Source organism: Cryobacterium sp. AP23, from assembly GCF_054075385.1.
In genome coordinates this window covers 2,845,274-2,858,710 of record NZ_CM133415.1, presented here as the reverse complement: position 1 = coordinate 2,858,710, position 13,437 = coordinate 2,845,274, and the positions used below count along the sequence as shown (strand labels likewise).

The 13,437-nt window shown below is 69.2% G+C and carries 11 protein-coding genes; 10 read left to right on the top strand and 1 reads right to left on the bottom strand.

Annotated elements, in window-relative coordinates; genetic code table 11:
* The first annotated feature begins 353 nt into the window (after positions 1 to 353).
* From ACU5E9_RS13570 to ACU5E9_RS13555, 4 genes are all read left to right on the top strand, one after another.
* Positions 354 to 1,157: an HAD family hydrolase gene (locus tag ACU5E9_RS13570; RefSeq protein WP_456810435.1), complete on the top strand. Its 804-nt coding sequence runs from the start codon at positions 354 to 356 to the stop codon at positions 1,155 to 1,157.
* Positions 1,154 to 3,670, top strand: coding sequence for a glycoside hydrolase family 65 protein (locus tag ACU5E9_RS13565; protein WP_456810434.1), 2,517 nt, complete (start codon positions 1,154 to 1,156; stop codon positions 3,668 to 3,670). Before ACU5E9_RS13570 ends, ACU5E9_RS13565 begins: the two co-directional genes overlap by 4 nt.
* Positions 3,671 to 3,790: 120 nt before the next feature.
* Entirely contained in the window at positions 3,791 to 4,345 is a 555-nt protein-coding gene (locus tag ACU5E9_RS13560) for a DUF4287 domain-containing protein (protein WP_456810433.1), read from the top strand.
* A 168-nt stretch (positions 4,346 to 4,513) separates the two neighbouring features.
* A complete protein-coding gene (locus ACU5E9_RS13555) occupies positions 4,514 to 5,668 on the top strand; it encodes an alcohol dehydrogenase catalytic domain-containing protein (protein ID WP_456810432.1) in 1,155 nt (384 codons plus the stop codon).
* 108 nt (positions 5,669 to 5,776) lie between these two features.
* Here ACU5E9_RS13555 and ACU5E9_RS13550 read toward each other — a convergent pair whose 3' ends face one another.
* The gene (locus tag ACU5E9_RS13550) at positions 5,777 to 6,760 is read right to left on the bottom strand and encodes a 2-hydroxyacid dehydrogenase (RefSeq protein WP_456810431.1); all 984 of its coding nucleotides are present in this window, start codon (positions 6,758 to 6,760) and stop codon (positions 5,777 to 5,779) included.
* Between the two features lie 428 nt (positions 6,761 to 7,188).
* Between ACU5E9_RS13550 and ACU5E9_RS13545 the strand changes: the two genes are divergently transcribed.
* Genes ACU5E9_RS13545 through ACU5E9_RS13520 form a run of 6 tightly spaced genes read left to right on the top strand, consistent with a single transcriptional unit; the run spans position 7,189 to position 13,434 of the window.
* Positions 7,189 to 8,661: an ABC transporter substrate-binding protein gene (locus ACU5E9_RS13545; RefSeq protein ID WP_456810430.1), complete on the top strand. Its 1,473-nt coding sequence runs from the start codon at positions 7,189 to 7,191 to the stop codon at positions 8,659 to 8,661.
* Between the two features lie 36 nt (positions 8,662 to 8,697).
* Entirely contained in the window at positions 8,698 to 9,690 is a 993-nt protein-coding gene (locus tag ACU5E9_RS13540; RefSeq protein ID WP_456810429.1) for an ABC transporter permease, read from the top strand.
* Complete coding sequence (locus tag ACU5E9_RS13535) at positions 9,671 to 10,681, top strand: ABC transporter permease (RefSeq protein ID WP_456810428.1); 1,011 nt, start codon at positions 9,671 to 9,673, stop codon at positions 10,679 to 10,681. The genes ACU5E9_RS13540 and ACU5E9_RS13535 overlap by 20 nt, the downstream gene beginning before the upstream one ends.
* On the top strand, positions 10,681 to 11,706 hold the full coding sequence (locus tag ACU5E9_RS13530; protein ID WP_456810427.1) for an ABC transporter ATP-binding protein: 1,026 nt from the start codon (positions 10,681 to 10,683) through the stop codon (positions 11,704 to 11,706). The genes ACU5E9_RS13535 and ACU5E9_RS13530 overlap by 1 nt, the downstream gene beginning before the upstream one ends.
* The gene (locus ACU5E9_RS13525; protein WP_456810426.1) at positions 11,699 to 12,718 is read left to right on the top strand and encodes an ABC transporter ATP-binding protein; all 1,020 of its coding nucleotides are present in this window, start codon (positions 11,699 to 11,701) and stop codon (positions 12,716 to 12,718) included. The genes ACU5E9_RS13530 and ACU5E9_RS13525 overlap by 8 nt, the downstream gene beginning before the upstream one ends.
* Positions 12,715 to 13,434, top strand: a complete 720-nt coding sequence (locus tag ACU5E9_RS13520) for a sulfite exporter TauE/SafE family protein (protein ID WP_456810425.1) — start codon at positions 12,715 to 12,717, stop codon at positions 13,432 to 13,434. The genes ACU5E9_RS13525 and ACU5E9_RS13520 overlap by 4 nt, the downstream gene beginning before the upstream one ends.
* The last annotated feature ends 3 nt before the right edge of the window (positions 13,435 to 13,437 follow it).

Here is a 13,437-nt window from a genome sequence, read left to right as displayed (position 1 = left end):
TTCCTCTTACAAGGAAAAAGTGCGTTGAGAAGGACTCCCGTGGCTCCTGGGACCTAAAAAACCCACGAAATCCTTGCATTCGGACGACGAATCCGCATCGGAAGTGCCTTGCGAAAACGGCCGGGACCGGCCCGTGCACACACCCGCCTCGCCGATTGGCAACAGAACGTTAACACTCCAACCCCATTCCGGCCCGGTCGAAGTTCTAGGATCGATGGTGCACCGCACGACCGATCCCAGCCCCGACCCGTCGGCGGCGTCCGGGAGATTTCGTGATCAGCCGAGCTAGTGACAAGCTCGACTACCCGGTCTAGCCATCGTTTGCACGCTCCTATCAAGCAGGGCTCCCTATATTGACTTCCCCCCACTCCCCCCTTTCCCCCGCGCAGACCCGTGACCGTGTTCTCGGCGCACGCGGTGTGCTCTTCGACCTCGACGGTGTGCTCACCCCCACCGCCGAGGTGCACATGAGCGCCTGGTCCCGGCTGTTCACCCCGTTCCTCGCTGGACACGACGTGAAGCCGTACACCGACGCTGACTACTTCGCGTTCATTGACGGCAAACCCCGATACGACGGGGTGCGCTCCCTGCTCGCCTCCCGTGGGCTGACGCTGCCCGACGGCGAACCAGAGGATGCGCCGGAGCTGGAGACCGTCTGCGGTCTCGGCAACCGCAAGAACAAGGCCTTCAACGAGACGCTCGCCGAGGACGGCGTGAGCGCGTACCCCGGTTCGCTGCGGTTCCTCGACGCCGTCGTCGCTGCCGGCCTGCAGGTCGCCGTGGTCACCAGCTCCCTCAACGGCCAGATGGTGCTCACCGCCGCGGGCCTCCGCGACCGGTTCGAGATCGTCGTCGACGGCGTACGCGCCCGGGCCGAGAAGCTCGCCGGCAAGCCCGCCCCAGACACCTACCTGTTCGGCGCCGAACTGCTCGGCCTCACCGCCGCGGAGTGCGTCGTCGTCGAAGACGCCGAATCCGGCATCCAGTCCGGCCGGGCCGGCAACTTCGGCCTCGTGCTCGGCGTCGACCGCGGCGTGGGGTCCCACGTCCTGTTCGAAGCCGGCGCCGACACGGTCGTGTCCGACCTCGCTGAACTGCTTCCGCTGACGTACAGCACCGTCCCGTCCGCCCCGACCGCGAATGGAGTCCCCGCATGAGCATCGATACCTCCGTCACGGCCCTGACCGACCCGCTCGACCGCAGCCGCTTCCCGCTCGACGAGTGGGCCCTGGTCGAAACCGACTTCTCCGGCGACGACATGGGCCGCACCGAGACCCTGTTCGCGGTCGGCAACGGCTACCTGGGCCTCCGTGGCAACGTGGACGAGGGCCGCGACGGCCACGTGCACGGCACCTTCATCAACGGTTTCCACGAAACCTGGCCCATCCGTCACGCCGAAGAGGCGTTCGGGTTCGCCCGGGTCGGCCAGACCATCGTCAACGCCCCGGATGCGAAGATCATCCGCATCTACGTCGACGACGAGCCGCTGGTGCTCACCCTCGCCGAGCTGCTCAGCTACGAGCGCCGGCTCGACTTCGGCGACGGCATCCTCTCCCGCTCGCTCGTCTGGCGCACCCCGTCGGGCAAGCAGGTGCTCATCCGCTCGCGCCGCCTGGTCTCGTTCACCGAACGCCACCTCGCCGTGATCGAGTACGAGGTCACCATGCTCGACGCCGACGCGTCGGTCGTCATCTCCAGCCAGACCCTCAACCGGCAGGACGGCATCGGCGAGTACGACCGGCCCAAGTCCGGCTCGACCAACGACTGGGACCCCCGCCGCGCCGAGACCTTCACCGACCGGGTGCTGCAGCCGCGCTTCAAGCGCGCCAACAACGGCCGGTACATCCTCGGCTTCCGCTGCACCAACTCGGGCATGACCATCGCCACGGCGTCGGACCACTCGATCGACACCATCAACGACTTCGACGAGTCGTCGCAGCTCGGCGACGACCTCGCCAAGCACGTCTACAAGGTGAAGGCCAAGATGGGCAACCCCATCCGCATCACCAAGCTGCTCAGTTACCACACCTCGGCCGGGGTGCCCACGCACGAGCTCGCCGACCGCTGCGACCGCACCCTCGACCGCGCCAAGGAGACCGGCGTCGCCGCGATCATCCAGGAGCAGCGCGACTGGCTCGACGCGTTCTGGGCCCGCACGGATGTCGAACTGCCCGGCCAGCCGGCCCTGCAGCAGGCCACCCGGTGGAACTTCTTCCAGCTGGCCCAGGCGTCCATGCGCGCCGACGGCCAGGGCGTCTCGGCCAAGGGGGTGTCCGGTTCCGGTTACGGCGGGCACTACTTCTGGGACACCGAGGTCTACGTGCTGCCGTTCCTCACCTACACGTCGCCGAACGCGGCCAGGAACGCTCTGCGCTTCCGGCACGGCCTGCTCGACCACGCCCGCGCCCGCGCCACCGAGCTGAACCAGCTCGGCGCGCTGTTCCCGTGGCGCACCATCAACGGCCTCGAATCCAGCGCCTATTACGCGGCCGGCACGGCGCAGTACCACATCGACGCCGACATCTCCTATGCGCTCAGCCAGTACGTCTCGGCCACCGGCGACGAGGACTTCCTCGCCCGCGAGGCCATCGACATCCTGGTGGAGACCGCCCGGATGTGGGCCGACCTGGGCTTCTGGCGCGGCAACGGCAACGACGTCTTCCACATCCACGGCGTCACCGGGCCCGACGAGTACACCACCGTCGTCAACGACAACCTGTACACGAACATCATGGCGCGCTCCAACCTGCGCGCCGCGGTGAAGAGCGTGCGCCGCCTGTACTCGGTGGACCGGGCGTCGTTCGACTCCATGTCCGCGCGCCTCAAGCTCGACGAGGCGGAGGTGATGGAGTGGTCCTTCGCCGCCGAGGCGATGCACATCCCGTTCGACCGCAACCTCGGCATCCACCCCCAGGACGCCCAGTTCCTGGAGAAGGAGCGTTGGGACCTCGCGTCGACGCCGCGGGAGAACCGGCCGTTGCTGCTGCACTACCACCCGCTGGTGATCTACCGCTTCCAGGTGCTCAAGCAGGCCGACGTGGTGCTGGCCCTCCTGTTGCAGGGTGACCAGTTCACGCCGGAAGAGAAACGACGCGACTTCGATTACTACGACCCGCTGACCACGGGCGACTCCACGCTGTCGGATGTCGTGCAGTCGATCATCGCCGCCGAGGTCGGGTACCACGAGCTCGCGCTCAAGTACTTCACCTCCGGGCTGTTCGTCGACCTCGCCGACCTGCACCACAACGCGGCCGACGGTGTGCACGTCGCATCCGCCGGTGGTGTGTGGAGCGCTCTGGTGATGGGCTTCGGAGGGCTCCGCGACCACAGTGGCCGCATCACGCTCGACCCGCGCCTGCCGGAGGACTGGGACGAGCTGATCTTCCGGGTCACCCTCAAGGGCAGCCGGTTGCGCGTGGCGATCACGCAGACCAGCGTGCACCTGAGCATCGAGGAGGGCACCGAGGCCCGGCTCACCGTGCGCGGCCTGCAGGTCGTCGTGACGGCCGGCATCCCCGAAACGGTCCCGCTGTCGCACCAGGGCGCCCGTGACGCGGGTGCACCCACGGTGGCGCTCATCGAGGGCAACCGTCGCGCCGACGGCACCGTCATCACCTCGTCGATCCCCACGATCGCGCACATCACCGAGCAGATGCCCACGCTCGACTGACGTTCGTACGATCGCAGGGTCGTTTCGCTGGTCGAGCTTGTCGAGACCGCGGGGCGGCCCTGCTACGTTAATGCCACGAGAATAGCCCGTGGCCTCAGGCCACCCGTTGCAAGGATCCGCATGACGATTCAGGCGTATTTCGACACCATCAAGGCCAAGACCGGCCTCGACCCGGAGGACTTCCACCGGCTCGCCGCCGAGCGCGGGCTGCTCGGGCCCGACGCCAAGACCGCCGACATCGTCGCCTGGTTGAAGGCTGACTACGGCCTCGGCTCCGGGCACGCCATGGCCCTCGTCTCGGCGCTGGGCCAGGTGAGCGGGCAGCGCCTGCCCGTCGACGACAAGGTCAACGCCCAGTTCACCGGCGCCAAAGCGCACTGGCGAGACACCTACGACACCGTGCTGGCCCACGCCCGTCAGTTCGGCGAGGTGAACCTGGCACCCACCAACACCTACATCAGCCTGCGGAAGGGCGGCGGCAAGTTCGCCATCGTGCAGGTCACCGCCGCACGCCTCGACCTCGGCCTCAAGCTGCCCGGTGTTGCCGGCACCGAGGCGCTCGAGCCCTCCGGCAGCTGGAACAGCATGGTCACCCACCGCATCCGCCTCGCCGACCCCGCTGACCTCACCCCCGAGGTGCTCGACTGGCTGCGCCGGGCCTACGAGACCGCCTGACCCCGCCTGAGCACAACTAGACCGCAACGCGCATAACTCCTGCAATTTGTCATAACGACGAGCAGCGGATGCCGGAATCACGCGGGAGTTCGCCGCCGCGGCGAAATTCTGCAGGAGTTGTGCGGCTCAGCGATACTGGGTGAGCACCCCGTACCCAAGGAGATCATCGTGGATTCCGACACCGTCGTCGCACCCGTCCCGCCCGCCACCGCCACCGGCACCATCCGAGGCGCCGTCCTGGGGGCCACCGGCGCCCCCCGGCCCTACGCCGAGTCCCGGCCCCTCGAGAACGTCGACCTGCAGCTCGAGGGCCCCGGCGCCGGCGAGGTCCTGGTCCGGATCGAGGCCGCGGGCCTCTGCCACTCCGACCTCTCGGTCGTCACCGGCAGCCGGGTGCGTCCCACCCCGATGCTGCTCGGCCACGAGGCCGCCGGCCGGGTCGTCGAGCTGGGCGCGGGGGTGGACGACCTCCGGGTCGGCCAGCGCGTGGTGATGGCGTTCCTGCCGCGCTGCGGCGAGTGCGCCGGCTGCCTCACCGACGGCAAGCTGCCCTGTATCCCGGGCAGCGCCGCCAACAACGCCGGCACCCTGCTCGGCGGCGACCGCCGGCTCAGCCGGGACGGCGCCTCCGTGCACCACCACCTCGGGGTCTCGGCGTTCGCCGACCACGCCGTGGTCAACCGGTTCTCGGTCGTGCCCGTCGACGACGACGTACCGCCCGACATCGCCGCGGTGCTCGGCTGCGCCGTGCTCACCGGCGGCGGAGCTGTCATCAACGCGGGCAAGCCCGGGCCCACCGACACCGTCGCCATCGTCGGCCTCGGCGGGGTCGGCATGGCCGCGCTGATCACGGCACTCTCCCTCGACGTGGCGAGCGTGATCGGCATCGACTCGGTCGACGCCAAGCTGCAGCAGGCCCTCGGGCTCGGCGCCGGCGCGGTCTACACCCCGGAGCAGGCGCTCGAGCAGGGGGTGACGGCGAACGTCGTGATCGAGGCGGCCGGGCATCCGCGGGCGTTCGAGACCGCGGTGCGCATCACCGCGCCCGGCGGCACCACCGTCACCGTGGGGCTTCCCGGCGCCGACCAGCTCGCCCAGGTGTCGCCGCTCACGATCACCGCCGAGGCCCGCACCATCATCGGCAGCTACCTCGGCTCGGCCGTGCCCGCCCGCGACATCCCGTTCTACGCCCAGCTCTGGCGGGAGGGCAAACTGCCCGTGGAGAGCCTGATCTCCAGCCACATCCGGCTCGAGGACATGAACGCAGGCATGGACACCCTGGCCGACGGCAACGCCGTGCGCCAGATCATCCTCTTCACCTGAGCTCCCCGCTCCCGCCCGCCACAGCTGTTCCCCGTGCGGACAATTGCACCCGGCACACCGGGTGCAATTGTCCGCAGTGGGAACAGTTGGGCGGGCCGGCGAGCGGGCTTAGACCGGGGTGACCAGGGTGCCGTCGGCCTGGAAGCGGCGGACGTTCTCGAGCGTCAGGTCGGCCATCGCCCGACGGGTCTCCCGGGTTCCGCTGGCAATGTGCGGCAGCAGCACCACGTTCTCCAGCCCGATCAGGGCCTCCGGCACCCGAGGCTCGTCCGCGAAGACGTCCAGGCCGGCGCCGGCGATCCGCCCGTCCAGCAATGCGTCGATGAGGGCGGGCTCGTCGACGACGGAGCCGCGGGCGATGTTCACCAGGTAGCCCTGCGGCCCCAGGGCAGTCAGCACCTCCGCGGTGATGATGCGCTCTGAATCGGCTCCGCCGGCGGCGGCCACCACGAGGGCGTCGCAGCCCGCGGCGAGCTCGGTGATCGAGGCGGCGTAGGCGTAGGGCGACCCGGGCACCTGATGGCGGTTGTGGTAGGAGATCTCGCAGCCGAAGCCCTCCAGCCGGGTCGCGATGGCGCCGCCGATCCGGCCGAGCCCCACGATCCCGACCCGTTTGCCCGAGAACCGGGTGGCCAGCGGAAAGTTGCCCGCGCTCCACTTCCCGGCCCGCAGGAACGTGTCGGCCAGGGTGATCCGGCGGAAGACGTCGAGGAGCAGTGCCAGCGCGGTGTCGGCCACGCAGTCGGTGAGCACGTCGGGGGTGTTGCTCACCCCGATACCCCGCGCGTGGGCCGCCACCACGTCGGTGGTGTCGTAGCCGACCCCGAAGTTCACGATCGCGGCCAGGTTCGGCAGCGCGTCGATCAGGGCCGCATCCACACCGACCTTGCCAGAGGTGACAACCAGACGGATGCCGGCGCCGGACTCGGCGAGGAACGTCGCCCGGCTCTCGTCCTCCGGCAACCGGCGGGCGGCGAACTCGGCGGCGATCTCCGCCTGCAGCGCCGGCAGGAGCGGGCCCACCTGCAATACGGACCCGATCAGGGTCGTCGGTCGGGACGTCTGGCTGGCGGTGCTGGTGGGTGTGCTCACCCTCGAAGGCTAGGCTTCGGCGGCCACCACCGTCCATGACGTAATTCGAATAGATCGATACCCTGCCCGCATGAAATGTCCCTCAGACGTCAAGATCCGCATGATTCCGTGCCTCTCCAGGTGCTATCGGATGCCTCCGGCCGGCTCCGGACGGCCACCTGGCGGCTTGGTCCCGGTCGGCGGGGACATCCGTCCTTGACGTACTCCCCCGGCTCCACTCAAGCTGAACCTGTCTACGAGTCGAGACCTTAGCTTCACTTGTAGACGTGACAGGCGGGTAGCTTCCCGGCCCGTCTACCCATTATCCGGAGGAACCAATGTCGTCTTCTTCTATTACTTCTGCCAACCACAAATTCAGGGCCCCGCGCTCCGGGCTCGTCGGAGCCGCCCTCGCGGCCGGATCACTGCTCCTTCTCAGTTCCTGTGCGGTGGCCAACTCGGAGCCCAGCACCGGCGGGACCTCGGCGGATCTGGTGCGCATCGTGCTCCCCCAGGAACCGCCCACCCTCGAACCCTGCGAGGCCAACCTCACCTCGACCGGTGTCGTGGTCCGCTCCAACATCACCGAGCCGCTGGTGGAGCGAAACCCCACCACCGGCGACCTCGACCCGCTGCTCGCCACCGAGTGGGAAGCCACCGGCGACACCGAGTGGACCTTCACCCTGCGCGATGACGTCACCTTCCAGGACGGCACCCCCTTCAACGCCGAGGCTGCCGCGTTCGCCATCGACCGGGCCGTCAACTCCGACCTCGGCTGCAACGTCGAGGGTTACGTCTTCGGTGACAACGACCTCGAGGTCACCGCCGTCGACGAGACCACCCTGACGGTGAGCACCGTCAGCCCCGACCCGATCCTGCCGCTGCGGCTCTCCTTCGTGGAGATCGTGCCGACCAGCACCGACACCGCCGCCAAGGTGCGCGAGCCCGTCGGCACCGGCCCGTACAAGGTGAAGCAGTGGGATGCCGGCACCAAGCTCACCCTCGAGCGCAACGACGACTACTGGGGTGACGCCCCCGCCTACGCCGAGGCCGAATACCAGTGGCGCGCAGAGGGCACCGTTCGCGCGGCCATGATCACCAGCGGGGAAGCCGACCTGGCCATGGGCCTCGGCGCCGACGACGGCGCGGGTGACCTCGGACTGGACTACCCGAACAACGAAACCGTGGCGCTCCGCCTCACCGCCGAGATCGCACCGCTGAACGACATCCGGGTGCGCCAGGCGATCAACTACGCCATCGACAAGCAGGGCATCACCGACTCCCTCTACCAGGGCGCCCACATCCCGGCCGCCCAGCTCGTGCCGGAGGGCATCGTGGGCCACAACCCCGACCTCGAGCCGTGGGAGTTCGACGTGGCCAAGGCCAGCGCCCTGGTCGCCGAGGCCAAGGCCGACGGCGTGCCGGTCGATGAGAAGATCACCATCGTCGCCCGCAACGCCCAGTTCCCGAAGGTCTCCGAGATGAGCCAGATCCTGCAGGAACAGCTCACCCAGGCCGGCCTGAACGTGGAATTGAAGATGGTCGACACGTCGCAGCACCTGCAGTACCAGCTGCGCCCGTTCGTCTCCGACGAGGGAGCCATCGCCCTGCTCATCCAGCACGGCAACCAGGCCGGTGACGCCGCGTTCAGCGTCGAGCAGTACATGACCACCACCGGTGCGCAGAGCGTGTTCGGCACCCCCGAGTTCGACACCATGCTCACGGATGCGTCCGTGCTCACCGGTGACGAGCGGGAGAGCGCCTACCAGGACATCTTCGCCTACCAGAACGAGGAGATCGTGCAGTTCGCGTTCATCTCGCACCAGACCGGAGTGATCGGCAAGTCCGCCGCGGTGGACTACACGCCGAACTCCTCGTCGGGTGACGAACTGCGCGTCGCCGAAATCACCCCCGCCGGCTGAGCTCCCGCTCGGTAGCCGATAGGAAAAGAGAAACTCGTGTGGACCTTCCTCAGACGCAGGATCATCTCCAGCGCCATCCCGCTGATCGTGGTCATTGTCGGTGTCTTCGCCCTGGCACGGTTGACCGGTAACCCGGCCAGCCTGTACCTGCCCCTGAACGCCACCGAGCAGATGCGGGCGGACTTCACCGAACGCAACGGCTTCGATGACCCGCTCCTGGTGCAGATGGCGAACTACTTCGGCGGCGTGCTGCGGTTGGACTTCGGGGTTTCTCTTCGCACAGGGGAGCCCGCAGGCGAAATGGTCCTGCGGGCCTTCCCGGCCACCCTGCAGCTGGCCGGGGTGACGATGCTGTTGGCCGTCGTGCTGGCCGTGATCGTCGGCAGCTGGGCCGCCCTCAAGCCCAACGGCATCGTCGACCGGATCTCCAGCTTCGCCTCGATGGCCGCGGCGAGCATCCCGGACTTCTGGCTGGCGATCATGGGCATCTGGGTCTTCGCCATCACCCTGGGCTGGGTGCCCACCTCGGGGGTGAGTAGTCCCACCTCCTGGCTGCTGCCGATCGCGGTGCTGCTGATGCGCCCGTTCGGTGTGCTGGTGCAGATCGTGCGCGGCGCCATGGTCTCCTCCCTCTCCGAGCCGTACATCAAGCTGGCCCGCAGCAAGGGCGCCAGCGAGGTGCGGGTGGTCAGCCGGCACGCGCTGCGGAACGCCGCCGCCCCCGCCCTCACCGTGGCCGGCGACCTCGCCGTGGGCCTGATCAACGGCGCCGTGGTGGTCGAGTCCATCTTCGGCTGGCCCGGCATCGGCAAGCTGATGATCGACTCGATCCTGCAGCGCGACTTCGCCGTGCTGCAGGCGGCCGTGCTCCTCACCGCCGTCTCGATCTTCGCCCTGAACATCCTGATCGACCTCGGCTACGCACTGCTCGACGCCCGCGTGCGGCCGACCACCCGGGCCAGGAAGCGCCGGGCCGCACCCGCCGCCGCCGCCCAGGAACGGAAACTCAATGTCCAGCCCACTCGCTAACCCGCAGCTTCCGCCCGGCGGGCGGTCCGTCACCCCGCCGAGCACCGAGGTCATCGCCCTGCCGCGCAACCTCGTCGCCACCAAGCCCGGCCTGTTCCACCTGCTCCGCAAGGACCGGTTCGCCACCGCGGCGGCGATCGTGCTCGTGCTCGTCGGGCTCACGGCGCTCTTCGGCCCCACCCTGATGGGCGACCTGGCCACGAAACAGAACCTGTCGGCCACGAACCAGCCGCCGTTCAGCCTCGCCGAAGGCTGGCAGTTCATCCTCGGCAGCGATTCCCTCGGCCGCAGCATGCTCGCCCGGCTCGTGGTCGCCACCCAGACCACCCTGTCGGTCGCCCTGCCCGCCGTGGGCATCTCCCTGGTGATCGGCTCGCTCTGGGGCGTCTGGGCCGGCTTCCACCGCGGCTGGCGCGAGACCATCTCGATGCGCATCGCCGACGTCATCATGAGCTTCCCGTCGCTGCTGCTGGCCGTTGTCGTGCTGTACGTGTTCTCCCCGAGCGCGGCCAACATCGTGCTGATCCTGGCCCTCACCCGCATCCCGATCTACCTGCGCACCGCCCGCGCCGAATCGGCCGAGCTGCAGAGCCGCACCTTCGTGGATGCCGCCCGCACCTTCGGCACCAAGCCGGCCGCGATCATCCGCCGGCACGTCATCCCGGTCGTGCTGCCGACCCTGCTCACCCTCGCCACGCTCGAGTTCTGTTACGTGATGCTGGCCGAGTCGTCGCTGAGCTTCCTCGGCATCGGCATCCAGCCGCCGGACGTGAGCTGGGGCCTGATGGTCGCCCAGGGCCGGCAGTACCTGCAGACCGCCTGGTGGCTGTCGCTGTTCCCGGGCCTGGCCATCGTGATCACCACCGTCGCTGCCAACGTGCTCGCCGCGTGGCTCCGCATCGCCACCGACCCCGCCCAGCGCTGGCGCCTCACACTCAAGCACAAGCGCAAGCGCTTCATCGCCCGCATGCCCGTTAAGGAGGTGGCGTGATGAGCACCATCACCCAGACCGTCGGCGACACCGCCGTGCGCGCCGAGAACCAGCTGGTCCTGGATGTCGACGGCCTCGTCGTCGAGATCCGTACCCCCAAGGGCACCCTGCGCGCCGTCGACGAGGTCAGCTTCCAGGCCTTCTCCGGCCGCACCATCGCCCTGCTTGGTGAATCCGGCTGCGGCAAATCGATGACCGCCAAGGCCATCGCCGGCTTGCTCGACCCCGTCGCCGACGTGGCCGGCGGCGAGGTGCGCCTGAACGGCACTGACCTTGCCCGCCTCAAGCCCAAGGAGCGCCGCAAGTTCGCCGGCCCCGAGCTCGGCATCGTCTTCCAGGACGCCCTCACCGCGCTCAACCCGGTGTACACCGTCGGCACTCAGCTCGGCGAGGCGTTCCGCATCCACCACGGCCTGTCGGCGAAGGCCGCCAAGGTCAAGGCCGTCGAGCTGATGCGCCGGGTCGGCATCCCCGAACCCGAGTCCCGGGTGGACTCCTACCCGCACCAGTTCTCCGGCGGCATGCGCCAGCGGGTGCTCATCGCCATGGCCGTCGCCCTCAACCCGCGGCTTCTGATCGCCGACGAGCCCACCACGGCGCTGGACGTGACGGTGCAGGCGCAGATCATGGCGCTGCTGCGGGACCTCCGCACCGAAACCCACATGGCCGTGGTGCTGATCACGCACGACCTGGCCCTAGTGGCCGAGGAAGCCGACACCGTGGCGGTGATGTACGCCGGCAAGGTGGTGGAGACCGGCCCGGTGCGCGAGGTGTTCGCCACCCCGCACCACCCGTACACCCGGGGGCTGCTGGACTCCGTGCCGGCCAACATCGGCCGCGGCGAAGACCTCAAGTCCATCGCCGGCTCCCCACCCGAACTTCACAACATCCCGGTGGGCTGCGTCTACCAGTCCCGCTGCCCGCTCGTGCAGGACATCTGCCGCGCGGTCAGCCCGCCGCTCGAACCCGCCGGCGCGGACCGCACCGTCGCCTGCCACTTCTCGAAGGAGCTGGACCATGTCTGAAGCACTGCTGGATGTCCGTGAGCTCACCAAGAATTTCCACGTCCCTGGCGGCAAGGGCAACAACACCCTGTGCGCCCTCGACAAGATCGACCTGTACGTGAACCGCGGCGAGACCCTCGGCCTGGTCGGTGAATCCGGCTGCGGCAAGTCCACCCTCGCCCGCACCCTGCTGATGCTGGAAACCCCCGACAGCGGCACCGTGCGCTTCGACGGCGTCGATCCGTTCGGCCTCAAGCGCAGTGAGCTGCTCGCCTGGCGCCGCCGGGTGCAGATGGTGTTCCAGGACCCGTTCGCATCGTTGAACGCCCGCATGACCGCCGGCGAGATCGTGTCGGAACCGTGGGCCACCCACCGGGACCTGTACCCGACCAAGGCGGCCCGGCAGGCCCGGCTGAGCGAACTGTTCACCCTGGTGGGCCTGCGCCCCAGCGACGCCGGCAAGTCCCCGCAGGAGTTCTCCGGCGGGCAGCGGCAGCGCATCGGCATCGCCAGGGCGCTGGCGCTCAACCCCGACGTCATCGTGCTCGACGAACCGGTCTCCGCGCTGGACCTCTCGGTTCAGGCGCAGGTGCTCAACCTCCTCAACGACCTCCAGCAGCGCCTCGGCGTGGCCTACATCTTCATCTCGCACGACCTCTCCGTCGTGCGCCACGTCGCCGACCGGGTCGCGGTCATGTACCTCGGCCGGATCGTGGAGACCGGCACCGCCGAGGAGGTCTTCGACCGGCCCAGCCATCCGTACACCGCGGCGCTGATGTCCGCCTCCCCGCACCTCGACGTGACCGCGACGGCCCCACGCCAGCGGATCATCCTGGAAGGCGAAATGCCCTCCCCGCTCGACCCGCCGTCCGGCTGCCGGTTCCGCACCCGCTGCTGGAAGGCGCAGGACATCTGCGCCACCCTGGCGCCGGAGCCGCGGGCCGCCCTGGACAACCCGGAGCACATCGCGGAGTGCCACTTCCCCATCCAGCCCACCAGCGACGAGCCGGAACAGCTGGCCCGCGCCTTGTGAGCTGGCTGGAGATCAGCATCATCGCGGTGACCCTCATCGCGGCCTCCGCCCTGCAGGCGTCGATCGGGTTCGGCATGGGCATGCTCGCGGCCCCGGTGATCGGGCTGATCGATCCGACCCTGCTGCCCGGCTCGATCATCATGCTCGCGGTCGTGGTCACCGCCATGGTCGCGGTGCGGGAACGCGCCGCCCTGGACCTCAAGGGGGCCGGCTGGGCGCTGGTGGGCCGGATCCCCGGCAGCCTGGCCGGCGCCTGGCTGGTCGCCGTGCTGCCCGCAGAGGGACTGGCCTGGCTGGTGGCCCTCGTCGTCCTCGGTGGTGTGATCCTCGCCTTCGCCGGCTGGGCGCCGGTTCCCGGGCGGATCTCGCTCATCTCGGCCGGGGCGGCGTCGGGGGTGATGGGCACCACCACCTCGATCGGCGGCGCCCCGATGGCCCTGATCTGGCAGCGTTCGCACGGGCCGCGGCTGCGCGGCACCATGTCCGCGTTCTTCCTGGTGGGCTCGTCGATCTCGCTGGTGGCCCTGGTGGCGGTCGGCGCGGTGACCCGGCAGACCGTGAGCCTGGCGCTGTGGATGATTCCCGCGGTGCTCGTGGGCTACCTGCTCTCCCGGTACGCGAACCGGCTGCTCGACCACCGGCGCCTCCGCCTGGTGGCCCTGAGCGTCTCCACCCTGGGCGCCGTGATGCTGATCGGCGCCCAGCTCGTCGGCTGAGCT